Genomic DNA, 25,751 nt, shown 5'->3' on the forward strand with positions numbered 1-25,751 from the left:
GAAAAGGAGCGACCGAAACGGCGGTACTTACCGCACCTTATTCCGGTAATGTATATTATTTACTCTCCGCGATTGCTGTCGGTCGGTCCTGCGGGTGGACCGACAGGTCCGGGCCGTGGTGTCCTATGCTGAGGCGGTGCGGTGACAGGCGAAATCGCGGTCGGGTACGGTTTCCGGAACCGGAGGGACCTTTTCTCCGGGAGGACCGCGCGGCGAGGGGGTGGGCGCTGTGGAAGCCGTTCACGGTCCTGCCCGTCCGGGCGCGCCCCGTATTCTCGGCAAGGGCGGCCGAACGACGCACCGGCCGCTCCCGAAAGTCACCAGTCCTATTCTGACCACGGGGGAAGGGTCCCGGAGGTGGCGCCGATGAGCACCGAGACGTCCGTCCCGTTTCTCCGCGTTTCCCCCATGAACCCGGTTGATGCCGCGCTGCTGGACACACTTCTCAAAGAAGCTCCCATCGGTTTTGCCTTCCTGACCCCCGACCTGTGCTTCCAGAGGGTCAACCGTACCCTGGCGGCCATTTACGGCCGCTCCGCCCAGGACTGCCAGGGCCGCACCCCCTCCGAGGTGCTCTGCCCCTCGGACGCGGAGGAGCACAAACGGGCGCTCACCGCGGTCCTGTCCGGCGAGTCCGTGGTCTACAGCGACCACCACCTCATCGGCGGCACCCCGAGCCAGCCCGACGAGGAGCGCCACTGGGCGCTGTCCTGGTTCCCCGCCCGCGACAGCGAGGGCGAGATCAGCGGGGTCGCGCTGATCGCGGTGGACATCAGCGAGCGCCACAAGGCGGAGCTGGCCCTGCGGCGCAGCGAGGAGCGCTACCGCGCGCTGATGCAGGCGGGCAACCAGATCGTCTGGGCCGCCGCACGCGACGGCCGGGTCGACGAGGACTGCCCCGAGTGGCGCAACCTGACCGGCCAGACCGAGGAGGAGTACCTGGCCGAGGGCTGGCTCGCGGCGGTGCACCCCGACGACCGGGAGCGCACCCGGCTGGCCTGGGAGGACGCCATCGAGGACGCCGCGATCTTCGAGGCCGACTTCCGGGTCCGCATGCGCAGCGGCGAGTACCGGCACTACCGCTCCCGTGCGGTCCCCCTGCGCCGCGACGGCCAGGTGGTCGAGTGGGTCGGCACGCACGTCGACGTCACCGCCACCGCTGAGGTGCGCCAGCGGCTCACCCAGCAGTTGGAGAAGGCCGCGATGCGCACGGCCCGGTTGCAGAAGGCCACCGCCGATCTCGCCGAGGCGCTCACCGTCGACCAGGTGGTGCACGTGATGGCCGAGATCGGCAACACCGCAGTGGGGGTGTACCGCACCGCCGTGGCCCAGCTCAACCGTGAGCGGCTCCGGCTGCAATTGCTCAACGCCGACGGCATCCCCGACGTCCCCGGCGCTCCGCCCCGCGAGATGGGGCTGGAGGACCTCAGCATGATGACCCTGGCGGTCCGCGAGAGCCGCACCGTCGTCGCCGAGTCGCCCGAGGCGCTGCGGGAGGTCATGAAGGACCACGCGGACACCGTCGCCTATCTGGAGCACACCGACGAGCGCGCGTGGATCGCGCTGCCCATGATGAGCGCGGGCCGCCCCATCGGGGCGCTGCGCTTCTCCTTCCGGGAGCCCCGCGAGATCGCCGAGGAGGAGCGGGCGTTCCTGGAGGCGCTGGCCGGGCAGTGCGCGCTCGCCCTGGAGCGGGCCACCCTCTACGAGCGGGAGCACAGCACCGCCGAGGCCCTCCAGAAGAGCCTGCTGCCCGAGGAGCTCCCCGAGGTGCGCGGCATCCGGCTGGGCAAGCTCTACAACCCCGGCACCAAGTACGTGCAGGTCGGCGGGGACTGGTACGACGCCTTCCGGCTCACCGACGGCCGGGTGGCCGGAGTGCTGGGCGACGTCATGGGCAAAGGGCTCAAAGCGGCCACCGGAATGAGCCGGGTGCGCAACGCGCTGCGCGCGCTCGCCTTCAGCATGCCCGAACCGGCCGACGTGCTCACAGGGCTGGACAACCTGTTCAGCGCCACCGAGAGCAACGACCAGATCACCACCCTGATCTACTTCGTCCTGGACCCGGAGAGCGGACACGGCCACATCGCCAACGCGGGCCACCTGCCGCCGCTGCTCATCCCCCAGGACGGGCCGCCCCGGCTGCTGGAGACCGAGCCGTCGACCCCGCTCGGCATCCCGGTGCCGAGAGAGCAGCACAAATTTTTTGTCCCACCCGGTAACACCATCGTCCTCTACTCCGATGGACTAGTAGAGAACCGCAGACGTGCCGCAGGAGCGGGTCTCGAAGAACTCGTCACCGTAGCTTCCCGAGCACCGGCGGAGGTGGTGGGCGATCCACAGAACATCCTGAAGTACCTTGTGGAAAGGATGCTTGCGGGGCATGAGCAGGATGATGACGTAACCTTGCTTGCCGTCCACGTTCCCGCAACGTGAGACCGGGTCGCGCGAGCAGCCAGCGGCGAACCACCCGTCCGCCCACCTAAGGTGGGAGATGAAGATCCACAAGTGGCCCCGCGCCAGCGGGGATGATCCGAGCCCGACCACCGAAGCATCCGCCGCGCACCAGCCGGGTCCGCGGTGGAAAAGATCTTACTTGGCTGATGTGCCGGAACACCAGAGAAGGCACAGCGGTCCGGTGTGACGGTGGTCCCCGCGCCAGCGGGGGACAGGGGTCGAGCCGGGAAACGGACACAGTCCCCCCGACTCGCCGGATCGCCGAGTCCGACAATCTCGCCACACGTCCGTTCGAGAGGTGTTTGTGTCACCTGCCAGTTCGACCCGCTCTAAGCAGCAGCCGGAGGCGCTGCAAGAGCCAGTCATCCAGCAGCTGATCGAGCGTGGGCGGTCCCAGGGGTACCTTGAGCCCGAGGACGTGCGCCGTGCCTTTGAAGAGGCCGAAATCCCGATGTCGCAGGCTCAGGCCGTGCTCCGCACCCTGACCAAGGAGGGGGTCACCCTCATCGTGGGGGCGGCCGAGTCCGCACCGCCTCGACGCAAGTCCACACGGCGCAAGACGACCACCGCCTCTCGGGCGGCGGCTCAGACCGGCACCACTCGGACCAAACGCGCTGCGGCAGCGCAGGAGAAGCCCGAGACCGTGACCGCCGCGGTCGGCTCCGAGGACGCGGAGGAGGCCAAGGCCGCGCCCAAGAAGCGCACCACCAAGGCCGCCGCCAAGTCCAAGACCACGACCGCCAAGCGCAGCACTGCGAAGAAGACCACGACCAAGTCGACGGCGAAGAAGACCACCAAGGCCGCCGCCAAGAAGACCGCCGACCCCGCCCTGGAGCCCGGTGAGGACGCCCTGGAGCTGGAGGCGACCGACCTCCTCGAGGACGACTTCGAGGACACCGGCGCGGACCTGGAGCTGGTCGACGACACCGACGACGCCGAGGTGGTCGAGGCCGCCCCGGCCAAGTCCAGGCGCAGCCTCCCGGAGAAGGCGGACTCCGCCGAGGACGAGTCCTTCGTCCTCTACGACGACGATGACGACGCCCCGGCGGCGCAGGTCGTCGCGGCCGGCGCGACCGCCGACCCGGTCAAGGACTACCTCAAGCAGATCGGCAAGGTCCCCCTCCTCAACGCCGAGCAGGAGGTGGAGCTCGCCAAGCGCATCGAGGCCGGGCTGTTCGCCGAGGAGAAGCTGTCCGAGCAGGGCCACTTGCTCACCCCCGAGGAGCGGGAGGAGCTGGAGTGGATCGCCGAGGACGGCAGCCGGGCCAAGAAGCACCTGCTGGAGGCGAACCTGCGCCTGGTGGTGTCGCTGGCCAAGCGCTACACCGGTCGCGGTATGCTCTTCCTCGACCTCATCCAGGAGGGCAACCTCGGTCTCATCCGCGCGGTCGAGAAGTTCGACTACACCAAGGGCTACAAGTTCTCCACCTACGCCACCTGGTGGATCCGGCAGGCCATCACCCGCGCGATGGCCGACCAGGCGCGGACCATCCGCATCCCGGTCCACATGGTCGAGGTCATCAACAAGCTCGCCCGCGTGCAGCGCCAGATGCTCCAGGACCTGGGACGCGAACCCACCCCGGAGGAGCTCGCCAAGGAGCTCGACATGACCCCGGAGAAGGTCGTCGAGGTCCAGAAGTACGGGCGCGAGCCGATCTCCCTGCACACCCCGCTGGGAGAGGACGGCGACAGCGAGTTCGGCGACCTCATCGAGGACTCCGAGGCGATCCAGCCGGGGGAGGCGGTCAGCTTCACCCTGTTGCAGGAGCAGCTCCACTCGGTGCTCGACACCCTGTCCGAACGCGAGGCCGGCGTGGTGTCGATGCGCTTCGGACTCACCGACGGCCAGCCCAAGACCCTGGACGAGATCGGCAAGGTCTACGGCGTGACCCGGGAACGGATCCGCCAGATCGAGTCCAAGACCATGTCCAAGCTGCGCCACCCGTCGCGCTCCCAGGTGCTGCGCGACTACCTGGACTGAGTCACCGGGCCGGTCTCCTCGGAGGGGACCGGCCCACTCGCGACACGTTCCGGCGGCCGTGTCCCGTCGGCGCGGTGTGGCGAGGTCCGCGGACGGCACCACCGGAGTCTTCCTGCCTGATGATCCCCTGCACCGGGCATCTCCGATGATGCCTCCGGCCGGATATGGGGAGGATAAAAACCGAGACAGCCCCGTGATCCGGAGGCCGCTCCGACAGGGCGCGGACCGCGCCCCGTCGGCGTGTGCACGCTGCCGACTCAGTCGGACACGATGACGTTCAGCACGTGCGGGCCGCCGCGGGCCGGAGCGGTGAGCTCGACGCGGTGGCCCAGGTCGGCCAGGACCTCCACCAGCTCCCCCGGGCTCTGCGGGGCCGCCCCCGAGGCCAGCAGGGAGTGCGCCACCGCGCCGCGGGCCGCCTTGGCCAGGTGGCTCACCACCGACCGGCGGACCACTCCGTCCACCACGGTCTGCCGCAGCACCCGCACGGTCACCGTGCGCTCCGCGACGTCGGGGCCGGGGCGGAACGCGGCGGCGTAGGCGGCCGACCGGCAGTCCACCACCAGGTGCCCCTCCGCCAGCTTGGTCAGCGCCTCGGTGAGCTGGGAGCGCCAGAACGCCCCGAGGGGACCCAGCGGCGGCAGCGAGACCCCCATGGACAGGCGGTAGGGGGGAACCGGGTCGGTGGGCCGCAGCACCCCCCACAGGCCGGAGAAGACCAGTACGGTCTCCTCCACCCGCCCCGCCGACGGCCCGGCCAGCAGTTCCGGGAGCCGCAGGACGTCGTAGAGGACGCCGGTGTACAGGTCGGCTGCGCGCAGCGTCGCGGCGGTGCGCAGCTCCCGGTTCCGCTGCACGGCGTCGGCCTGGCGCGGACCCAGGCCGAGGACGGTGCGCGCCTCGTCCACCGGACGCGCGCACACCTCCTCCAGCGCGGCCAGGACCGACTCTCGCGCGGGAGTGAGCTCGGGCAGGCTGAGCGACGCCGGGTCCAGGGCGGGACCGTCGCCCGACGACGCTTTTCCTTCGGACGGAGGGAGCAGGATGAGCATGGGGCCTTCGGAGATCTCGGAGCTGGGCGACCCGGCAGATCGTACCAAGCGGAGGCTGCGGGAGGGCCGGGGCGGCACCGACGGAGGGTGGTGGGCCCGCACGGTGGCGCGGGACTGGCCCGCGCTCGAGGTCGTGGAGCGCTCCGGCTGGCGGCTGGGCTACAGCCACGGGGTCACCAAGCGCGCGAACTCGGCGGTCGCGGTGGACGCGGACGCCGACCCCGACGAGCCGGGGCGCTTCTACCGGGAGCGGGGACTGCGCCCCGTCGTCCAGGTGTGGCCCGGCCAGGAGGAGATCGACGCGCTGCTGGCCGAGCGGGGCTACCGCGTGATGGCGCCGTGCCTGGTCCTGGTCAGGGCGCTGGAGCAGCGGCCGAAGCCCTCGGCCGAGGTCGTGGTGGACCGGGTGCCGCCCGCGGGCTGGGCGGAGGCCGTTCGCGGCCCGGGAGGGCCGGGACCGCACGAGGCCGCAGTCGAGGCGCAGATCATGGCCCGGCGCGGCATGGTCCACGCGGTGCACGCGCAGGGCCGGGCCCGCGGCTGTGCGGCGTTGACCGGGGACCTGGTCGGCGTCTACGGGATGGCCACCCGGGCCGACTCCCGCAGGCGCGGATGCGCCACCCGGGTCCTCGACTCCCTGCTCGCCTGGGCCTACGACCGCGGCGCGCGCCGCGCCTACCTGCTCGTGGTGGCGGACAACACGGCTGCCCGCACCCTGTACGAGCGGGCGGGCTTCACCGAGGCCTCCCGGTACCACTACCGGGTCGCCGACACCGGCTGACGGAGCAAAGAGCGGCGACAGACACCGGCGGCGGCCCCCTCCGGGGACCGCCGCCGCACGTCTTTCGGGTGAGGGCTAACGCTCGGCGGCACCGGCCTTGGGGGAGAGGAGACGGTCGGTCTCGTCGTGGATCTCCACCGCGACCTTGCGGACGGATTCCCCGTGCTGCCGCATGTGGTGGGCGCAGAACAGCAGTTCACCACCGGAGTTGAGAACCACTCGGACATACGCCTGGGCGCCGCAGCGGTCGCAACGGTCTCCGGCTGTCAGCGGCCTGGTGGGGGCAAGAGTTCCAGTCACTTCGCCTTCCTCAGTTCTCGGCGTTAGTCACTCGGGACAACATCTAACCGGACGAAGAGCTTCCCGACCAGCCCTTCTGTACGCCGACAGCGGAATTGACCCGCTTCGTGGCCTATCTCTCTACCTCGTTCCTCGCTGGTTGTCTGACCCAGGTTCTACCCTGCGACACGCCGTGTTATCCCAGTGGTCCAGAATGCGGACCACGGTGACTGCGGCTACCCTCAGACCGAACTACTGTGCTAACGCACCCCGCACCGGGCAGGTGGCCGCCCGCCCGATCACGACCACGCTTGCCCGTGCCCAGGCCGGGTACGGTGGCGCTCGCAGACCCCAAGACCGCAGGAGAGTCCCCGTGACCGCCCTCACCACTGACTTCCACGACCCCGAGGAATACTCCGCTCGGCACCTTTCGGTCCTGGAAGGTCTCGAGGCGGTCCGCAAGCGGCCGGGCATGTACATCGGCTCCACGGACAGCCGCGGCCTCACCCACTGCATGTGGGAGATCATCGACAACTCCGTCGACGAGGCCCTCGCGGGCCACTGCACCCGCATCGACGTGGTGCTGCACGCCGACGGCTCGGTCGAGGTGCGTGACAACGGGCGCGGCATCCCGGTCGACATCGAGCCCCGCACCGGGCTGAGCGGCGTGGAGCTGGTCATGACCAAGCTGCACGCCGGAGGCAAGTTCGGCTCCGGCTCCTACACCGCCTCCGGCGGCCTGCACGGCGTGGGCGCCTCCGTGGTGAACGCGCTGTCGGCGCGCCTGGACGTCGAGGTGGACCGGCAGGGGCACACCCACGCGATGAGCTTCCGGCGCGGCATCCCCGGTGTCTTCGACGCCGACGGCCCCGACGCCGGCTTCACCCCCCGGTCCGGCCTGGAGCAGGTGCGCCGGATCGCCAAGAAGGTCACCGGCACCCGGGTGCGGTTCTGGGCCGACCGGCAGATCTTCCTCAAGGACGCCGACATCGCCCGCGAGGCCCTGCTGGACCGCGCCCGCCAGACCGCCTTCCTCGTCCCCGGACTGACCATCTCGGTCCGCGACGAGCGGACCGAGGGCGAGGAGCCCTACGAGGAGGAGTTCCGCTTCGACGGCGGGATCAGCGAGTTCTGCGCCTACCTGGCCCCCGACCCGGAGGTCTGCCCGGTGCTGCGGATCGAGGGCAGCGGCAACTTCACCGAGACCGTGCCGGTCCTCGACGAGCAGGGCCACATGGTCCCCACCGACGTGGAGCGGCGGCTCGACGTGGACGTCGCGCTGCGCTGGGGCACCGGCTACGACACCACGGTCCGCTCCTTCGTGAACGTCATCGCCACCCCCAAGGGCGGCACCCACCTGGCGGGGTTCGAACGCGCCCTGGTGCGCGTGGTCAACGACCAACTGCGCGCCACCAAGCTCCTCAGAGCCAGCGACGACCCCGTCACCAAGGAGGACGTCCTGGAAGGGCTCACCGCCGTGGTCACGGTGCGCCTGCCCGAACCGCAGTTCGAGGGGCAGACCAAGGAGATCCTCGGCACCTCGGCGGCCAGCCGGATCGTCTCCCAGGTCGTGGGACGGGAGCTGCGCACCTTCCTGACCTCCACCAAGCGGACCGAGAAGCAGCAGGCCCGCGCGGTGCTGGAGAAGATCGTCAACGCGGCCAAGGCGCGCCTGGCCGCCCGCCAGCAGCGCGAGACCCAGCGGCGCAAGAACGCCCTGGAGAACTCGGCGCTGCCCGCCAAGCTGGTGGACTGCCGCAGCGAGGGCCTGGAGCGCAGCGAGCTGTTCATCGTCGAGGGCGACTCCGCGCTGGGCACCGCCAAACTCGCCCGCGACTCCGAGTTCCAGGCACTGCTGCCGATCCGCGGCAAGATCCTCAACGTGCAGAAGGCCTCCGTGGCCGACATGCTCAAGAACGCCGAGTGCGCCGCGATCATCCAGGTCATCGGCGCCGGATCGGGCCGCAGCTTCGACCTGGACGCCGCCCGCTACGGCCGGGTCATCCTGATGGCCGACGCCGACGTGGACGGCGCGCACATCCGCTGCCTGCTGCTGACGCTGTTCTACCGCTACATGCGTCCCATGCTGGAGGCGGGCCGGGTGTTCGCCGCCGTGCCGCCGCTGCACCGCATCGAGCTGACCAACGTGCGCAGGAAGCGCGGTGCCCGGCCCGAGGACCGCTACATCTACACCTACTCCGACGCCGAGCTGCACCGGAAGCTGCTGGAACTGGAGAAGAAGGGCATCACCTGGAAGGAGCCCGTGCAGCGGTACAAGGGCCTCGGCGAGATGGACGCCGACCAGTTGGCGGAGACCACGATGGACCCGCGCCACCGCACGCTGCGCCGCATCCGCGTGGACCAGGCGGAGGAGGCCGCCGCGGTGTTCGAACTCCTCATGGGCAACGAGGTCGCGCCGCGCCGCGCGTTCATCGCCCAGGGCGCCCGGGAGCTCGACCTCAGCCGCATCGACACCTGACCCCGGTGACGCGCCGGGGCCGCGCCCGGCGGGCGCGGCCCCGAAACCTCGACGAGGGGGTCAGTCGAGCGAACCGCCCGACATGATCGCGTGCATCCTGCGGTGGGGGGCTGCCTCGGAGCCCCGGTTCTGTCGTTCCAGCGAGCGGGCGAGCGCGATGTGCGCCCAGGCGTCGCACGGGTCGAGCTCGATGAGCCTACGGAAGGTCTGTTCAGCTTTGGCGAGCTGAGCCGAGTGGTAGTAGGAGCGTCCCAGTAACTCCAGAACGGTCCGGTTGTGGGGCTCCGCCTCCGCGAGCGGGGCCAGGACCCGGGCCGCGCCGATCGGATCGCCGAGGTCGAAGTGCTGCCTGCCGCGTCGGTAGATGTCGTAACTGCTCTCCACCCTCGCACTCCTTTCCTCGGGAAGCACAACAGTGCCCCCCAGAGGGGAATTCCCGGCGCTCGCGGCCCTGACACCGCGGGCTCTCAGAGGTCCAGCGGGGTCACCCGTCCGGAGTCGACGTCGTAGAGGGCGCCCATGACCGCCAGGTCGTTCGGGAGCAGCGGGTGGTGCCGGATGCGCTCCAGGTCGTGGAAGAGCGCCCCGATCTGGTCGCGGTCGGTGTGGAACTCCAGGCTGCGGGTGTCCACCCCGTACTTGGCGGCGATGAGGTCGTGCACCTCGTCGTCGCTCGCCACCGAGGCCATCTTGCACCGGGTGTGCGGCAGCACCATGACCCGGTTCACTCCCAGCAGGTACACCGCCAGGACCAGGGTGCGCAGGGTGTCGTCGGTGACCCGGGCACCGGCGTTGCGCAGGATCTTGGCGTCGCCGGGCTTGAGCCCGAGCATGTCCAAGGGCTCGATGCGCGAGTCCATACAGGTCACGAGGGCCAGGCCGCGGGCGGCCACCGGCTGTAGGCCGGCCAGGCCGAACGAGCGGACGTACTTCTCGTTGGCGGCGAGGACGTCGTCGAAGGCAGTGCTCACAGGCGCCTCCAAGGCGTGGTGGGGTCTTGTGCGGTTAAAAACACGGGCAAGGCCGCGCGGCCTTGCCCGTGTCTGACAGGGCTGTTCCCCGAATGGCCGGGCCCAATCATCCGCTGGTCAGAGCGGCCGCCACCGTCCCGGTGTCCACTTGTCCGGTGCCCACCGAGGCGATGGGCCGCGGCAGCGCCTCGCCCGAGGCGTCCCGCCGCTCCACCGGGTCGGGAAGCCGGACCGGGCCGCCGTCGGCGCGGAAGGCCCGCGCCGGGGAACGTCCCACCCAGGCGAACAGCAGTATGTCCTCCCCCTTGAGGAAGCGCTGGCAGCGCACCCCCCCTGTGGCGCGGCCCTTGGCGGGGAAGGCCGAGAAGGGGGTCTGCTTGGCCGTTCCGGTCTGCGTGTCGGGCAGTGCGTTGCTGCTGCCCGCGACCGTGACGACCACGGTGTCCTCGGGCGAGGTCACCGCGCCGAACCACAGCGCGTGCGCGCCCTCGCCCAGGCGGATGCCGGCCACCCCGCCCGCGTTGCGCCCCTGCGGGCGCACCGAGGAGGCCGGGAAGCGCAGCAACTGGGCGTCGGAGGTGACGAAGACGAGGTCCTCCTCGCCGGTGACGAGCTGGGTGGCGCCGACCAGCCGGTCGCCCGGCCGCAGGTTGATGATCTCGAAGTCGTCCTTGTTCTGCGGGTAGTCCCCGCCGACCCGTTTGACGACGCCCTGGCGGGTGCCCACGGCCAGCCCTGGGCCGTCCCCGCCGAGCGCGGCCAGGGCGATCACCCGCTCTCCCTCGTCGAGCTGCACGAACTCGGTGACCGGCAGGCCGGAGGCGATCGCCGGGGCGTCGGCGGCCTCCATGGGGAGCTCGGGAAGCTCCAGCACCGGCACCCGGATCATCCGCCCCAGGTCGGTGACGAGCCCGACCTCGCCGCGCACGGTGGCCCGCACGTTGGACGCCATCGCGTCGTGCCGGGCCCGCGGCCCCTCGAACATCGGCGGCAGTTGCGCGCCCGGGGTGCGGCCCAGCAGGCCGCTGGTGCTCAGCAGCACGTGGCAGGGGTCGTCGCCGACCTCCAGCGGGATCGCGGAGGTGCGCTGCTCGCCGGAGCTCTCCCGCAGCACGGTGCGGCGCGGGGTGGCGAACTCCTTGGCCACCGCGGCCAGCTCCTTGGAGACCAGCCTGCGCAGCTTGCGGTCGGACTCCAGGATCGCGGTCAGCTCGCCGATCTCGGCGTTGAGGGTGTCGCGTTCGCGCTCCAGCTCCAGCGTGTCGTAGCGGGTGAGGCGGCGCAGCGGCGTGTCGAGGATGTAGCGGGCCTGCGTCTCGGACAGATCGAAGGCCTCCATCAGCCGCTGCCGGGCCTGGGCGGAGTCCTCGGAGTCGCGGATGAGCGCGATGACCCGGTCGATGTCGGCCAGCGCCACCAGCAGGCCCGCCACCAGGTGGAGGCGCTCCTGGCGCTTGGCGCGGCGGTGCTCGCAGCGGCGGCGCACCACCTCGATGCGGTGGTTGACGTAGACCAGCAGCAGGTCGCGCAGGCCGAGGGTCTGCGGCTGGCCGTCCACCAGCGCGACGTTGTTGATGCCGAAGGTCTCCTCCATCGGGGTGAGCCGGTAGAGCTCCTCCAGCACGGCCTCCGGGTTGAAGCCGTTCTTCAGCTCGATCACCAGCCGCAGGCCCTGGTTGCGGTCGGTGAGGTCCTTCAGGTCCGAGATGCCCTGCAACTTCTTGGCTTGGACCAGCTCCTTGATGCGGCTGACGACCTTCTCGGGGCCGACGTTGTAGGGAAGCTCGGTGACGACCAGGCCGGTGCGGCGCGGGGTGATCTTCTCGATGGACACGGTGGCGCGGGTGCGGAAGGTGCCGCGGCCCTTGGCGTAGGCGTCCCGGATGCCGTCCAGCCCGATGATGGTCCCGCCGGTGGGCAGGTCGGGGCCGGGGATGAACTCCATGAGCTCCTCGAGGGTGGCGTCGGGGTGCGCGAGCAGGTGCCGCGCCGCCGCGACGACCTCGCCGAGGTTGTGCGGGGCCATGTTGGTGGCCATGCCCACCGCGATGCCCGAGGCGCCGTTGACCAGCAGGTTCGGGAAGGCCGCGGGCAGCACCTCCGGTTCGGTCTCCTGGCCGTCGTAGTTGGGCCGGAAGTCCACCACGTCCTCGTCGATGGACTCCACCATCAGCGTGGCCGCGCGGGCCAGGCGCGCCTCGGTGTAGCGCATGGCCGCGGGGGCGTCGTCACCGCCGAGGGAGCCGAAGTTGCCGTGCCCGTCCACCAGGGGGACCCGCATGGCGAAGGGCTGGCTCAGCCGCACCAGCGCGTCGTAGATCGCGCTGTCGCCGTGCGGGTGCAGCTTGCCCATCACCTCGCCGACCACGCGGGCGCACTTGACGTGCGCCCGGTCGGGGCGCAGCCCCATCTCGTTCATCTGGTAGAGGATGCGCCGCTGGACCGGCTTGAGGCCGTCGCGGGCGTCGGGAAGCGCACGCTGGTAGATGACCGAGTAGGCGTACTCCAGGAAACTGCCGCGCATTTCCTCGGAGACGTCGATGTCGATGATCTTCTCGGTGAGTTCCTCGGGCGGCGGGGACGTTGTACGGGCCATGTCCGCCATTGTGACCTGTGTGTGAGACAGGCGCGAACCGGGAAGGTGTCCCCGACACCCCCCCGCACGTGCGCGTCGGCGGCGCCCCGACCGGTCGGAGGCCCGGACCGTCCGGCCTTCGCGGCGGGACCCGTCGCGCGGCCTCGCCCCCGGTGCCGGAAGAACGGGAGGAGGGGAGGTCAGGAGGAGAGCACGCCCGGGCCGCCGTCCACGAATCCGGTGAGAACCGCCACCCCGGTTTTTCCCCGCTGCGGGACAACCGGAGCGGTCGGGCGCTGGTCACCCCCTCCCACCAGCGCGAACACGGAGAGCGAACCGGTGGTGCGGGGTGGATGCGGGCGGAGAATAGTACACCCGTTTCTCCCGGAGTCAAACCGGGGAGCGTGTAGTGCCGGTAACCTTTGGGTGACCCGTCCATCCAGCCACGCTTCATCCGCCCGTCCGCCGCCCGGTGGTGAGAAGGCGCGCCTCCGGTCTGACTGTTCATGGACGTTCATGCTGCTGCCCTTGGTCATCGCGCTCCACGCACTCACCGCCGTCGTTACGCCGCCGCTGACCCGCATCCTCGGGCCCCGCGTCTTCCTGGTGGCCGCCCTGCCCCTGGGCCTGACCGCGGCCTGGGTCCTGGCGCGGACGCCCGGCATCCTCCGCGGCCACCCGGTCGAGGCCTCCGTCCCCTGGGCGCCGGCCCTGGGCATCGTCCTCGACTTCCGTGTCGACGCGCTGTCGGTCGCGATGGTGCTGCTGGTGTCCGGGGTGGGCGCCGTCATCTTCTGCTACGCTGCCGCCTACTTCCACCGGGGGGAACGCGCCCTGGGACGGCTCGTCGGCGTGCTGGTGCTGTTCGCCGCCGCCATGTTCGGCGTGGTCACCGCCGACAACCTGTTCGCGCTCTACGTCTTCTGGGAGCTGACCTCGGTCTCCTCGTTCCTGCTGGTCGCCCACGCCGACCAGCGGGAGAGCGCCCGCCGCGCGGCGACCCAGGCGCTGGTCACCACCGCCGGGTCCGGGCTGCTCATGCTGATCGGCTTCATCCTGCTGGGCCACCTCGGCGGCACCTACCGCATCTCCGAACTGGTCGCCGACCCGCCGCCGGGGAGCCCGTGGCTGTCGGCCGCCCTGGTGCTGGTCCTCGTCGGGGCGTTCGCCAAGTCCGCGCAGGCCCCCCTGCACTACTGGCTTCCCGCGGCCATGGTGGCGCCCACCCCGGTCAGCGCCTACCTGCACGCCGCGGCCATGGTCAAGGGCGGCGTCTACCTCGTCGCCCGCCTGGCCCCCGGCTTCGCCGACACCGACCCCTGGCGGCTGCTCGTCCTCGTCTTCGGGGCGGCCACCATGATCCTGGGCGGCTGGCGGGCGCTGCGCCAGGACGACCTGAAACTCCTGCTCGCCTTCGGAACCGTCAGCCAACTGGGCATGCTCACCGTGCTCGCGGGCGCGGGGACCCACACCGCGGCGGTCGCGGCGATCGGCGCGCTGCTCGCCCACGGGCTGTTCAAGGCCACCCTGTTCCTCACCGTCGGCGTCATCGACCACCAGGCGGGCACCCGCTCCATCAGCCGCCTCACCGGAGTGGGCCGCCGCATGCCGCTCCTCGCCGCGGCCGCGGCCCTGGGCGCCGCCTCCATGGCCGGACTGCCCCCGCTGCTGGGCTTCGTCGGCAAGGAGGCCGCGCTGGAGGCGTTCGTCCCCGGAGCCCACCCCGGCCTGTCCGCCACCGCCTCGGCCGCCGTGCTCGCCTGCCTGGTGCTCGGCTCCGTCCTCACCTTCGCCTACAGCGCCCGGTTCCTGTGGGGGGCCTTCGCCGACAAGGACACCGTCGCGCCGGTCCCCTTCCCCCGCCCCGGCGCCGCCTTCACCGCGGCTCCCGTCCTGCTCGCAGCGGCCGGACTGCTGCTCGGCGTCTCCGCCGCCGCCACCGTCGACCCGGTCGCCCAGTCCTACGCCGCACCGTTCCCCGCCCTCCTCCACCCCTACCACCTGGCCCTGTGGCACGGCCCGACCCCGGCCCTGGCCCTCAGCGCCCTGGTGGTCGCGGCGGGCGCGCTGCTGTTCTGGAAGCGCCGGGCCGTCACCCGCCTGCAGAACGCCATGCCGAACTGGTACGAGGCCGAGGCGGGGTACAACGCCGTGATCCAGGCCATCCGGTGGACGGCGTTCCACGTCACCAGCCGCACCCAGACCGGATCGCTGCCCGTCTACCTGGGCATCATCCTCGCCACCGTGCTGGCGCTGCCCGGCGTCCGCCTGGCCGCCGCCCTGCTCGGCGGCGACGTCGCCGTGCCCGCCGAGGGCGACGGGCTGCGCCTGTGGGACAGCCCGCTGGAGGTGGTCGTCGTCCTGATCGTCACGGTCACCGCGGTCGCCACGGTGCGCGAACACCGCCGGTTCCCCGCGCTCATCCTGATCAGCGCCCTGGGATTCGGCATCGCCGGGCTGTTCGTGCTGCACGGCGCCCCCGACCTGGCGCTGACGCTGGTCCTGGTGGAGACGCTCACCACGATCATCCTGGTGTTCGTGCTGCGGCGGCTGCCCGCCACCTTCACGACCCGCCCCAACGGCTGGCCGAAGCGGCTGACCGTGCTGATGTGCGCCGCGGCCGGGACCTTCCTCGCCCTGACACTGTGGCTGGCCTCCCACGCCCGTACGCACCCCCCGGTCTCCCTGGGGTACACCGGCCGGGCCGCCGAGGCCGGCGGGGACAACCTGGTCAACGTCATCATCGCCGACTTCCGGGCCCTGGACACCCTGGGCGAGGTCGTGGTGCTGGTCACCGCGGCCGTCGCGGTCGCCTCGCTCGTCCTGCTCAACCGGCGCGACCGCATCATCCGGGCGCCCGAGGCCGACGACTGGGAGGAGACCGCCCAGGCCGACTCCGCCGCCTCCGACCGGCCGGGACCGCAGCCCGCCGCCCCGGACCCCCTTGCCGCGCCCGGCGCGAACCACGCCCACCGCCACGGCCCGAAGGAGGACTGACCATGTCCACCGACCGTCCAGAAGGCCGTCCCCTCGTCGCGGGTCCGGGGACGCCCGACGAATCCAGCGGCCCGCCCGAAAGCTGGGAGGCGCCCCGCGAACGCTGGCTCAGCACCGTGGTCCGCCCCGCCTTCGGCCCGCGCTCGGTGCTGCTGGAGGTCGTCACCCGCCTGCTGGTCCCCGCGATCCTGCTGTTCTCGGTGTTCCTCCTGGTCTCCGGGCACAACCGGCCGGGCGGGGGCTTCGCCGGGGGGCTCGTGGCCAGCATGGCCTACGTGCTGCGCTACGTCGCGGGCGGCCGTCACGAGCTGCTCGCCGGGCTGCCCATGCGCCCCAACGGGCTGCTGGCCATCGGCACCCTGCTGGGATGCGTGACGGCGGGCCTGCCGCTGCTGGTCGGCCGCCCCGTCTTCGACAGCGTCAAGTGGGAGTTCACCCTCCCGCTGTTCGGCGAGGTCAAACTGCTCAGCGCGCTCTTCTTCGAGACCGGGGTCTACCTGATCGTCGTGGGCCTGGTGCTGTCCGTGGTCGCCGCGCTCGGCGCCCGTATGGAGGCCGAGGAGGAAGAGGCCCGCATCGAGGAGCGGGAACGCGCCTCCCTCCTGCGGCGCCGCCGCGCCGCCGCGCGTGCCGCAGCCTCCGCCCCGCCCCCCGCAGCCGGGGAGGAGCCGTCGTGAACGCGCCCAGCCTCCTCCTCGTCGCCGCCGTCGCCGTCCTCTACTCCAGCGGCTTCTACCTGCTGCTGCAACGCTCCCTCATGCGCGTGGTGTTCGGCATCCTCATCCTCGGCCACGCCGCCAACCTCTCCCTGCTGGTCACCGACACCGCCATCACCCTGCCGCCGCTGCTGGGCGGGGAGCCAGGCCAGCAGCTGTCCGACCCCCTGCCGCACGCGATGGCGCTGACCGCGATCGTCATCACCTTCGGCGTCACCACCTTCCTGCTGGCCCTGGCCTACCGGGTCTGGCTGGACGACGAGAACGACGAGGTGCCCGACGACCTGGAGGACCGTCGCATCAGCCGCCTCAAGGAACCGGAGGACTCCTCGTGAACGCCCTCCTCGCCGTCCCCCTGCTCGTACCGCTGTGCGGCGCGGCGGTCACGCTGCTGCTGCGCCGCACCCCCCGCTCCCAGCGGATCACCGGTACAACCACCCTGTCCGTCGTCGTGGTCGCCGCCGCCCTGCTGCTGTGGCACACCCGCGACGGCACGATCGCGACCGCCCAGGCCGGAGCCTGGGAGGCGCCGCTGGGCATCACCCTGGTCGCCGACCCCACCTCCGCGCTGCTGCTCCTGGTCTCCTCGGTGGTCCTGCTCATCGTGCTGCTGTACGCGATCGGGCAGGACATCGGCGGACTGAGCCGGGCCACCCCCCAGGTGTTCCACCCCGTCTACCTGGTGCTGACCGCCGGCGTGAACCTCAGCTTCCTCGCGGGCGACCTGTTCAACCTGTTCGTCGGGTTCGAGGTCATGCTGACCGCCAGCTACGCGCTGATCACCCAGGCCCCCACCCGCGCGCGGGTCCGCGCGAGCATGATCTACACCACGGTCAGCCTCACCTCGTCGATCCTGTTCCTGACCGGCATCGCGCTGGTGTACGCGCTGACCGGGACCGTGAACCTGGCCGACGTCTCCGACAAGCTGGACGCGGCCCCGCCCGCGCTGCGCATGGTGCTGGCCCTGCTGTTCCTCGTGGTGTTCGGTATCAAGGCCGCGGTCGTGCCCATGCACTTCTGGCTGCCCGACAGCTACCCGGTGGCGCTCACCCGCATCTCCGCGATCTTCGCCGCGCTGCTCACCAAGGTCGCGGTCTACGCCGTCATCCGCACCCAGACCCTGCTGTTCGCCCGTGACGACACCTCCGCGGTCCTCGCGGTGATCGCCGTCGTCACGATGATCGTCGGCATCCTGGGCGCGCTGGTGCAGTCCGACATCAACCGCATCATGTCGTTCGCCCTGGTCAGCCACATCGGGTTCATGCTCTTCGGGCTGGCGCTGGGGACCGTGGCCGGCCTCGCCGGGGCGGTGGTCTACCTGGTGCACCACATCGTGGTGCAGGCGACGCTGTTCCTGGTCAACGGGCTGATCCGGCAGTACGTCGGACACACCTCGCTCACCGACATCCGCGGCCTGACCGCGGTGTCCCCGGCGCTGGCGGTGTTCTTCTTCCTGCCCGCGCTCAGCCTGGCCGGACTGCCTCCCCTGTCGGGGTTCGTCGCCAAGGTCGCGCTGTTCCAGGCGGGCGTCGACGCGGGCGGGCTGCTGGCGTGGGCCGGGCTCGCCGCGGGCGTGCTCACCAGCCTGCTCACGCTCATCGCGATCTTCCGCGTGTGGACCCGGGCCTTCTGGGGCACCCCCCGCCCCGACGTGCTGGAGGCCCGCGAGCAGTTGCGGAGCGGCGCCAACCGGGGCGGGCTGCGGATCATGACCGCGACGACCGGGGCGATGGTCGCGGTCGGCGTGGCGGTGGCCCTCGCGGCGGGGCCGCTGACCGAGGTCGGCTTCACCGCCGCCGAGGGGCTGCTCGACGGCCGCGCCTACGTCACCGCCGTGCTGGGGGAGGGGGCGCGATGACCGAGAGCCCCGGAACGAGCGCCAGCGCGGTCCCCGCCGCGCGCGTCTGGTGGCGTCGGCTGGCCGCTCGGCTGCCCACCGTGGCCTGGCTGACCGCGATGTGGGTGGTGCTGTGGGGCGACCCCAGCCCCGGGACGGTCGTCGCCGGGGCCGCCGTGGCCGCGCTGTGCTACTCGGCGGCCCGGCTGCCGCACATCCCGGTCCGGCTGGGCTTCCGCCCGCTGCACGCGCTGCGGCTGGCCGCCCGGGTCGCCTACGACATGCTCGTCTCCAGCCTCCGGGTGGCCTTCCACGGGGTGTGGCGTCCCAGGCGCACCAACGGCGCGATCGTCGCGGTGCCCATGCGCACCGACTCCGACTTCCTGCTGGCGATCCTCAGCGCGCTGCTGTCCATGGTGACGGGGACCCTGGTGATCGAGCTCAACCGCAACCAGAGGGTGGTCTACGTGCACGGCCTGCCCGTCAACGACGCCGGAGCGGTCCGCGGTCTGCGCGCCCAGGTGCGCCGCACCGAGGAGCTGCTGGTGCGCGCCTTCGGCACCGCGGAGGACCTGGAGATATTCGAGCGGCTCGCGGGGCTGCCGGAGGAGGCCGAGGCGGCCGCGGCGGCCGCGGCGGGCCGCGCGGCCGGGGAGCACACGCGGAGGGAAGGGGAATGACCGTACTGGACTACGTCTACGCCGCGACCTTCACCATGCTGGGGGTGGGGGTGCTGTTCGTGCTCTACCGGCTGGTGCGGGGGCCGTCGGTGCTGGACCGCATCGTCTGCCTGAACACGATCTCGGTGCTGGTGGTCAGCGCCATCGTGGTGGAGGCGGCGGTGCGCGGCGACACCGCCTACGTCGGACTGATGGTGACGGTCGCGCTGCTGGGGTTCGTGGGCACGCTGACCGCGGCCCGCTTCGCGGAGAGGCGCGCCCATGACCGCGGCTGACTGGATCACCGCCGTCCTGCTCCCCACCGGAGCGCTGTTCGCCCTGGTGGGAACGGTCGGCCTGGTGCGCTTCCCGACCCTGCTGGGCCGGATGCACGCGGCCGCCAAGCCCGACACCGTCGGCCTGTTCCTGCTGCTGGCGGGGGCCGCCTGCCAACTGCCCGACCTGCGGTCGGCCGCGCCGCTGGTGCTGGTGGCGCTGTTCCAGGCGGCAACGGTCGCGGTGCTCGCGCAGACCCTGGGGCGGGTCGCCTACAGCCGCGGCGAGATCGACGAGAGGCACCTGGTGGCCGACGAGCTGGCCGACGCGGTGGAGCGCGCCCGCAAGGACGCGGACTGAACGGCCGCCCCGGCGCGGCAGGCGCCGGGGCGGCCGGGGAACGGGGCGCGGGCGGCCCCGGTCACTCCCGGAACGGGACGGTCAGGACGGCGGCCTGCTGCCCCTCGGGGGCGCCGGTGCGCACCAGGGACGCCTGGCGGCCCAGGGCGCTCCACAGCTCCAGGCGGACGGTCCCGTCCACCAGGTCGCCCAGGGCGCCGCTGCTGGACTTGAGCCCGTGGCCGTGGGTGTAGGTCTCCCAGCCCGGCAGGTCGTTGGTGGCGAAGTAGTGGTAGGTCTCCACCCGGTCGAAGACGCCGTCGCCGTCCAGGTCGTAGGAGACGCGGGCCTGCACGGCGTTGGCGACCGAGGCTCCCGAGTCCACCGGGAAGGCGAAGCGGGTGCTCTGCCCGGTGTACCGTGCGCTGACCCCGTCGATCTCGAACACCACCGGGTTGTGCGGCGTGCCGTCGTGGTTGGCGCCGCCCGCCGCCGGGATCTCCACGCCGGCCTCAAAGGAGGGCGCGGCGGTCGACAGGGCTCCGCCGTCCAGGTAGAGGACGCCGTCGCCGATCGTGCCGGACCCGCCGCCCGGATCCGGGTCCGGGTCCGGGCCGGAGCCGCCGTCGCCGTGCACGGTGGCCAGTTGCCCCGGCGCCGCGGTCAGCGTCGTGCCGTCGGAGAAGGTGACGGCGATCGGGCGGTTCGTGGCGTTGAAGGCCACGTAGGTGCGCCGGTCCCCGTCGTCGAACACCGCGTAGTGGGGGGTGTCGGCGGTGACGGCGGTGGTGACCGTGCCGAACTCGGCGAGGGTGGACAGCCACTGGTAGGTGTGCGCCTTGGAGGAGCCGGACTCCGGTTCGTAGGACCGCCACTGCGCCTCGAAGGCGGCCAGCGCCGCGTCGGGGTCGGACAGCGCCTGGTGCGCCCAGTGGATGTCGTGCCAGGTCTGGGGCTGGCGGCCCAGCCGCGCCACCAGGGACCGGTGGACGGCCGCGGCGTGGTCGACGTCGTGGCCCAGGTAGAGCGAGCCCGCGGTGATCGGCAGGTAGTTGATCCCGTACAGCTCCTCGGGGGTGCCGTCCCACCAGATGCGGTGGTCGCCGCCGTCGCTCCAGACCATGCCGACGACGTCGTGGGAGTAGCCGGAGGGGAAGGCGTCGCCGTCGGAGTTCTGCCAGTACCGGCTCATCGCGGACGCCTGCGTGGTGTGCAGGTACACGCCGAGGTCGCGCAGCTCCTCGTCGCCGAGCAGGGAGCCCAGCAGGGCTGTGCTGGCGGCGAAGTGCATGGCCTCCGACGAGGACTCCTGGTTGTTGCCGGAGGCGAAACCGGCGTGCCCGGAGGCCCAGCCGTGCCCGGCGTAGGGGGAGAAGGACCGCAGCCAGGGGAAGCGGCTGTCGCCGCGGTCGGGGTTGTTGGCGTCCCGCAGCACCGTCTCGACCATCGGCCCCCACCGGTCCTCGCCGATCCAGGCGCGGTCGTAGCGGGCGATCGTGGCCGCGGCGGTGACGAAGTAGCCGTAGTGGAAGTCGTGGTCGTTGAGCTCGGTGTTGGCGCCGAAGCTGGCGGGGAAGCCGATCAGGGTGTCCCACCGCTCGTCGTAGTAGAACTGGGCGTCGTCTCCCGGGCCCTCGGCGGTCAGCCAGTCCTCCATCCGGCCCTTGAGCAGGTCGAGCAGGGCGTCGCGGCCGGAGGTGTAGCCGATGGAGTCGGCGATGGGCACCAGTTGGGCCAGGCGTCCCAGGGCCTTTCCGGTCCAGTAGGTGTCGGTGGCGCCCTTCCACGGGTCGGCGGCGTTGAGTTCGGCGTCGATCAGGGTGCGCATCCGCTGGTGGTCGGCGGAGTCCACGGTGGGCAGGCTCGGCAGGATGCCGTGCGTGGTCAGCTCCGTGGTGAAGCGGTCGCCCTCCACCACCCGCATCGGCCCGCGCGGCGAGGTGTAGGACAGGTCGGTCAGCGCGGTGGTGGTCTCCTTCCAGTGGTGCGGGTACAGCGCCAGCAGGGTGCCCCGCGCGCTGCCCTCCCGGGCCTCGGTGGTCACGCGGTAGGTGCTGGTCAGGGTGGCGGAGCCGGGGTCGTAGTCGTAGCTCAGCCGGCTGTCGGTGACGAAGGAGTGGGCGTAGCGGGCGTAGGTGTCGAAGACCCCGGGGTCGGGCAGCAGCGCCACCGAGGCGTGGCCGGAGCCGCCGACGTGGGCGGTGAAGACCCGGCCCGACTCCGACCAGGACGTCCGGGAGGGAGCGAACAGGGCGTAGTGGTGGCCGTTGACGGTCACGCCGACGGCGCTGCCGGAGCGCCGCCAGACGGTGGGCTGGGCGGTGAACTCCACGCGCACCGGTCCGCCGGAGACGTCGGCGTAGACGAAGGGGAGGCCCTGGCCGATGGTGGCGCGCAGCGTCCGGGAGCTGTCGGACAGGTCGGCGGTGACGGTCCAGTCGCCGTAGCCGGCGACCCTGGCCGCGGGGGCGTTGAGGCCCTGCACGCCGAGGACGAGGTCGGGGGAGTGGGAGTACTCGTACTTGAGTCCGTCGGCGACGATCGCGGGGGTGTCGGGGTAGCCGACCTCCAGGCCGCCCGCGCGGGCCTTGAAGGACAGCGGGTGGGCGTAGAGGTTCTCGCCGTAGGGGTTGTCGGGGTAGCGCTGGAAGATCAGCGAGGACCACCAGTCGTTGGTGGCGACCGGCTGGTCGAAGTCGGCGGTGACCTTCGGGGTGACGGGGGCGCCGGTGACGTCGCTGGGGCCGGAGGCTCCCGGGGGCAGCTCGGTGGTGTAGCTGCCGGAGCCGAGTCGGACCTGTGCCGCGGCCGGGGCCGGGCCGAGGACGAGCAGGGCGCCGCAGGCGAGGGCGGCCGCCGCGGTGGAGGCGGTCACCCGCCGCCACCGCCTTCGGAGCGCGTGGGGCATGGAGGCAGCCTTTCTGGCCAGGAAGAAGCAACAGTGGAAAGGAATGTGACCGTCGTCTCACGGGAGCGCTCCCACATATGAGACAGGCGTCGTCACTCTCTGTCAATGATTGGTGACATCGATGTTATGCGCCTGTTATCCGGCTGCTCGTCGGACCTTTCCGGCCGTCCACGGTCCGTCCGCGTCCCCCGGACGGGTGACGCCGCGGTCTGGTAGTCAGGAGGACATGGCCACACCAGCACCCGATGCCGACCCCGCCCTGCGCGACGCCGCAGAGGCCCACCTGCGCGCCCTGGCCGGGGCCGACGCCCGCCTGCGCGAGGACCAGTGGCGTGCCGTCCGCGCCCTCGTGGTCGAACGCCGACGCGTGCTCGTGGTGCAGCGCACCGGCTGGGGCAAGTCCGCGGTCTACTTCGTGGCCACCGCGCTGCGCCGCGCCGCGGGAGCCGGACCCACCGTGATCGTCTCGCCGCTGCTGGCGCTGATGCGCAACCAGATCGCCGCGGCCGAACGCGCCGGGATCCACGCCCACACCGTCAACAGCACCAACCCCGAGGAGTGGGAGCGCACCTACGACGCGGTCGCCCAGGGGACCGTCGACGTGCTGCTGATCAGCCCCGAGCGCCTCAACCACCCCGAGTTCCGCGACCGCGTCCTGCCCGGACTGGCCGCCGGGGCCGGACTGGTGGTCGTCGACGAGGCCCACTGCGTCTCCGACTGGGGCCACGACTTCCGGCCCGACTACCGGCGCATCCGCACCCTGCTCGAAGAACTGCCCCCCGACGTGCCGGTGCTGGCCACCACCGCCACCGCCAACGCCCGCGTCACCCGCGACGTCGCCGAACAGATGGAGACCGGCGACCGGACGCCCACCCTCGTGCTGCGCGGCAGCCTCGACCGCGAGAGCCTCCGCCTGTCCGTGGTCCGCCTGCCCGACAGCGCCTCCCGCCTCGGCTGGCTCGCCGAGCACCTCGACCGCCTCCCCGGCTCCGGGATCATCTACACCCTCACCGTCGCCGCGGCCGCCGAGACCGCCGCCTTCCTCGTCGGACGCGGCCACGACGTGCGTCCCTACACCGGCCAGACCGACCCGCAGGAACGCGCCCGCGCCGAGGAGGACCTGCTGGCCAACCGCACCAAGGCCCTGGTCGCCACCAGCGCCCTGGGCATGGGCTTCGACAAGCCCGACCTCGGCTTCGTGGTGCACCTGGGCGCGCCGCAGTCACCGGTCTCCTACTACCAGCAGATCGGCCGGGCCGGACGCGGCCTGCCCCGCGCCGAGGCCGTCCTGCTGCCCGGTGCGGAGGACCGGGAGATCTGGAAGTACTTCGCCAGCCTCGCCTTCCCCCCGGAGGAGACGGTCCGCCACACCCTCGCCGTGCTCGCCGAGGCGGACGGCCCCCTCTCCCTGCCCCGCCTGGAGACCCGGGTCGACCTGGGACGCGGCCGCCTGGAACAGATGCTCAAGGTGCTCGACGTCGACGGAGCCGTCCGCCGGGAGCGCGGCGGCTGGACGGCCACGGGGCGCCCCTGGACCTACGACGCCGACCGCTACGCCGCCGTCGCCGCCGCCCGCGAGGCCGAGCAGCGCGCCGTGCTCGACTACATCGCCACCGGGAGCTGCCGGATGGAGTTCCTCCGCCGCCAGCTCGACGACCCCGAGGCCGCCCCCTGCGGCCGGTGCGACAACTGCGCCGGACCCGCCTGGCCCGCCCGCGTCGACCCCGAGGCGCACCGCGCCGCAACCGCCCACCTGCACCGGCCCGGCGTGCCGATCGAACCGCGCCGCCGCTGGCCCACCGGCATGGCCGCCCTCGGCGTGGACCTGACCGGGGCCATCCCCGCCGGACTGCGCGCCGAGGAGGGCCGCGCCCTGGCCCGCCTCACCGACATCGGCTGGGGCACCACGCTGCGCCGCCTGCTCGCCGAGGACGCCCCCGACCAGCCCGTCGACGACGCCGTGTTCCGGGCCGTGGTGGAGGTCCTGGCGGCCTGGCCGTGGCAGCGGCGGCCCGCCGGGGTGGTGGCCATGCCCTCGCGCCGCCGCCCCCGCATGATCACCGACCTGGCGCGGCGGCTGTGCGAGGTCGGACGGCTCGCCCCCGTGGGGACCCTCGGCTACCGCACCCCCGACGGTGCGGGGCCCCGCCGCCACAACAGCGCCCAGCGGCTCGCCTCCCTGTGGCACGCCCTCACCCTGGAGGACGCCCTGCGGCAGCGGCTGGACGCGCTCGACGGCCCGGTCCTGCTGGTCGACGACCAGACCGACACCGGGTGGTCGCTGACCGTGGCCGCGGCCCGGCTCCGCGAGGCGGGGGCCGACGCGGTCCTGCCGCTGGTCCTGGCCGCCCGGGCCTGACCGCGGAGCGGACCGTCAGTCCAGCTCGGGGCGGGCGCCCGGCTGGTGCAGCGCGCGTGCCGCCAGCCGCTGGGCGTTGATCAGCGCCTCCTTGGGGTGCTTGCCCGCCAGCCACGTCGGCAGGAAGCCCGCGATGAAGGCGTCGCCCGCGCCGATCGACCCCGGCGAGGGCTCCACCGGCTCGGCGGGCACGTGCAGCGTGCCCGCCCGGGTCTTGGACGCCCACAGCGCGCCGTCGGCGCCCAGCTTGATCACCACGTTGGGGTACCAGGCGGTCAGCACCTTCGCCGCGGCGTCCGGGTCGTCGCGCCCGGTCAGCACCGCCGCCTGCTCGCGGTTGACGAACAGCAGACGGGTCCCGCTCGTCCACTCCAGGAACGACTCGGCGCCGACCCGCTCCAGGGGGGCGTGCGAACCGCCGTCCACCGAGATGGACATGCCGTTCTCCCGGGCCAGCCGCAGCGCCACCCGGGCCGCCCGCCGGGAGCCCTCGTTGATCAGCGTGTACCCCGACACGTGCAGGTGCCCGTCCGGGCCGAACAGGTCCCGTGGCAGGTCCTCCGGCTGCAACGCGGCGTTGGCGCCCGGGTCGCTGAGCATCGTGCGGTCGCCCCGGTGTGTGATCATCACGACACAGGTGCCGGTGGGACGCTCCGGGTCCATGACCATGCGGGCGTCGACGCCGTAGCCCATGAGCTCCATCTCACGGGTGCGCCCGGTGATGTCGGACCCGCGGCGGCCGATCAGAGCGGTGTCGGTACCCTCCACCGCCAGCCAGGCGGCCACGTTCGCGCCGGAACCACCGCCGTAGGTGGCCACCGAAGCGGGGGTGTCACTGCCACGGGCGAGAGGGTAGAAGGCCCGCGCGACGGAATCGGTCATGAGGTCGCCGACTACGACTACTCGCGTCATGAGTCATATTCCTTACCGACCGGGTGGCCACGTCTTTCCATCCCTACGCGCTCTGAGACGTTAACAGGTCCAGGGCACGTCCCGGGTAACGAATCCGGCGGGCAGACCCGATGTGATCGGCGCCCGCCATCTGGGAAACCCCCGTGCTCCCGGTGATAATCCCCCATACCGGA

Annotated in this window: 19 protein-coding genes; 12 read left to right on the forward strand and 7 right to left on the reverse strand. The window is 72.1% G+C overall.

Going from position 1 to position 25,751, the window contains the following annotated elements; genetic code table 11:
• Positions 1–366 precede the first annotated feature (366 nt).
• Both AC529_RS15125 and AC529_RS15130 read left to right on the forward strand, forming a co-directional pair.
• Positions 367–2,436, forward strand: coding sequence for a SpoIIE family protein phosphatase (locus AC529_RS15125; RefSeq protein ID WP_068757836.1), 2,070 nt, complete (start codon positions 367–369; stop codon positions 2,434–2,436).
• A 385-nt stretch (positions 2,437–2,821) separates the two neighbouring features.
• Positions 2,822–4,438: an RNA polymerase sigma factor gene (locus tag AC529_RS15130; RefSeq protein WP_083948325.1), complete on the forward strand. Its 1,617-nt coding sequence runs from the start codon at positions 2,822–2,824 to the stop codon at positions 4,436–4,438.
• A gap of 257 nt (positions 4,439–4,695) precedes the next feature.
• Here the strand turns inward: AC529_RS15130 and yaaA are convergent, their stop codons facing one another.
• On the reverse strand, positions 4,696–5,490 hold the full coding sequence (yaaA, locus tag AC529_RS15135; protein WP_068757838.1) for a peroxide stress protein YaaA: 795 nt from the start codon (positions 5,488–5,490) through the stop codon (positions 4,696–4,698).
• Between yaaA and AC529_RS15140 the strand changes: the two genes are divergently transcribed.
• The gene (locus tag AC529_RS15140) at positions 5,483–6,271 is read left to right on the forward strand and encodes a GNAT family N-acetyltransferase (RefSeq protein ID WP_232306762.1); all 789 of its coding nucleotides are present in this window, start codon (positions 5,483–5,485) and stop codon (positions 6,269–6,271) included. The two genes, yaaA and AC529_RS15140, sit on opposite strands and share 8 nt — an antisense overlap.
• A gap of 75 nt (positions 6,272–6,346) precedes the next feature.
• On the opposite strand, the gene AC529_RS15145 is transcribed toward AC529_RS15140, so the two are convergent.
• Positions 6,347–6,571 carry a DUF7455 domain-containing protein gene (locus tag AC529_RS15145; protein WP_068757840.1) on the reverse strand — a complete coding sequence of 75 codons (225 nt, stop codon included), beginning with the start codon at positions 6,569–6,571 and terminating at the stop codon, positions 6,347–6,349.
• Between the two features lie 352 nt (positions 6,572–6,923).
• On the opposite strand from AC529_RS15145, the gene AC529_RS15150 reads away from it, so the two are divergent.
• The gene (locus AC529_RS15150) at positions 6,924–9,029 is read left to right on the forward strand and encodes a DNA gyrase/topoisomerase IV subunit B (RefSeq protein WP_068757842.1); all 2,106 of its coding nucleotides are present in this window, start codon (positions 6,924–6,926) and stop codon (positions 9,027–9,029) included.
• A 60-nt stretch (positions 9,030–9,089) separates the two neighbouring features.
• On the opposite strand, the gene AC529_RS15155 is transcribed toward AC529_RS15150, so the two are convergent.
• The 3 genes from AC529_RS15155 to AC529_RS15165 form a co-directional block, all read right to left on the reverse strand.
• The gene (locus AC529_RS15155; protein ID WP_068757844.1) at positions 9,090–9,413 is read right to left on the reverse strand and encodes a tetratricopeptide repeat protein; all 324 of its coding nucleotides are present in this window, start codon (positions 9,411–9,413) and stop codon (positions 9,090–9,092) included.
• Positions 9,414–9,496: 83 nt separating this feature from the next.
• Positions 9,497–10,000: a beta-class carbonic anhydrase gene (locus AC529_RS15160; RefSeq protein ID WP_068757846.1), complete on the reverse strand. Its 504-nt coding sequence runs from the start codon at positions 9,998–10,000 to the stop codon at positions 9,497–9,499.
• 106 nt (positions 10,001–10,106) lie between these two features.
• Positions 10,107–12,596, reverse strand: coding sequence for a DNA gyrase/topoisomerase IV subunit A (locus AC529_RS15165; RefSeq protein WP_068758064.1), 2,490 nt, complete (start codon positions 12,594–12,596; stop codon positions 10,107–10,109).
• 495 nt (positions 12,597–13,091) lie between these two features.
• On the opposite strand from AC529_RS15165, the gene mbhE reads away from it, so the two are divergent.
• The 7 genes from mbhE to AC529_RS15200 are packed head-to-tail and all read left to right on the forward strand — an operon-like array spanning position 13,092 to position 19,420.
• Positions 13,092–15,572, forward strand: coding sequence for a hydrogen gas-evolving membrane-bound hydrogenase subunit E (mbhE, locus tag AC529_RS15170; protein ID WP_083948300.1), 2,481 nt, complete (start codon positions 13,092–13,094; stop codon positions 15,570–15,572).
• 2 nt (positions 15,573–15,574) lie between these two features.
• Positions 15,575–16,249, forward strand: coding sequence for an MnhB domain-containing protein (locus AC529_RS15175; protein WP_068757848.1), 675 nt, complete (start codon positions 15,575–15,577; stop codon positions 16,247–16,249).
• A complete protein-coding gene (locus AC529_RS15180; protein ID WP_068757850.1) occupies positions 16,246–16,623 on the forward strand; it encodes a sodium:proton antiporter in 378 nt (125 codons plus the stop codon). The genes AC529_RS15175 and AC529_RS15180 overlap by 4 nt, the downstream gene beginning before the upstream one ends.
• Positions 16,620–18,146, forward strand: coding sequence for a Na+/H+ antiporter subunit D (locus tag AC529_RS15185; RefSeq protein ID WP_068757852.1), 1,527 nt, complete (start codon positions 16,620–16,622; stop codon positions 18,144–18,146). The genes AC529_RS15180 and AC529_RS15185 overlap by 4 nt, the downstream gene beginning before the upstream one ends.
• On the forward strand, positions 18,143–18,805 hold the full coding sequence (locus AC529_RS15190) for a Na+/H+ antiporter subunit E (protein WP_068757853.1): 663 nt from the start codon (positions 18,143–18,145) through the stop codon (positions 18,803–18,805). The genes AC529_RS15185 and AC529_RS15190 overlap by 4 nt, the downstream gene beginning before the upstream one ends.
• Positions 18,802–19,080 (forward strand): monovalent cation/H+ antiporter complex subunit F, encoded by a 279-nt coding sequence (locus tag AC529_RS15195; protein ID WP_068757855.1) that lies wholly within the window; start codon positions 18,802–18,804, stop codon positions 19,078–19,080. Before AC529_RS15190 ends, AC529_RS15195 begins: the two co-directional genes overlap by 4 nt.
• Positions 19,067–19,420, forward strand: a complete 354-nt coding sequence (locus AC529_RS15200; protein WP_068757857.1) for a cation:proton antiporter — start codon at positions 19,067–19,069, stop codon at positions 19,418–19,420. The genes AC529_RS15195 and AC529_RS15200 overlap by 14 nt, the downstream gene beginning before the upstream one ends.
• Before the next feature lie 61 nt (positions 19,421–19,481).
• On the opposite strand, the gene AC529_RS15205 is transcribed toward AC529_RS15200, so the two are convergent.
• Positions 19,482–22,274 carry a glycosyl hydrolase gene (locus AC529_RS15205; protein ID WP_394326447.1) on the reverse strand — a complete coding sequence of 931 codons (2,793 nt, stop codon included), beginning with the start codon at positions 22,272–22,274 and terminating at the stop codon, positions 19,482–19,484.
• A 259-nt stretch (positions 22,275–22,533) separates the two neighbouring features.
• Here AC529_RS15205 and AC529_RS15210 point away from each other — a divergent pair, with 259 nt between their 5' ends.
• Complete coding sequence (locus AC529_RS15210) at positions 22,534–24,666, forward strand: RecQ family ATP-dependent DNA helicase (protein ID WP_068757861.1); 2,133 nt, start codon at positions 22,534–22,536, stop codon at positions 24,664–24,666.
• A gap of 15 nt (positions 24,667–24,681) precedes the next feature.
• Here AC529_RS15210 and AC529_RS15215 read toward each other — a convergent pair whose 3' ends face one another.
• Positions 24,682–25,578, reverse strand: a complete 897-nt coding sequence (locus tag AC529_RS15215) for a sugar kinase (RefSeq protein ID WP_068757863.1) — start codon at positions 25,576–25,578, stop codon at positions 24,682–24,684.
• Positions 25,579–25,751: the final 173 nt, after the last annotated feature.

Source organism: Thermobifida cellulosilytica TB100 (assembly GCF_001517975.1).
Taxonomy (GTDB): Bacteria; Actinomycetota; Actinomycetes; order Streptosporangiales; family Streptosporangiaceae; genus Thermobifida; species Thermobifida cellulosilytica.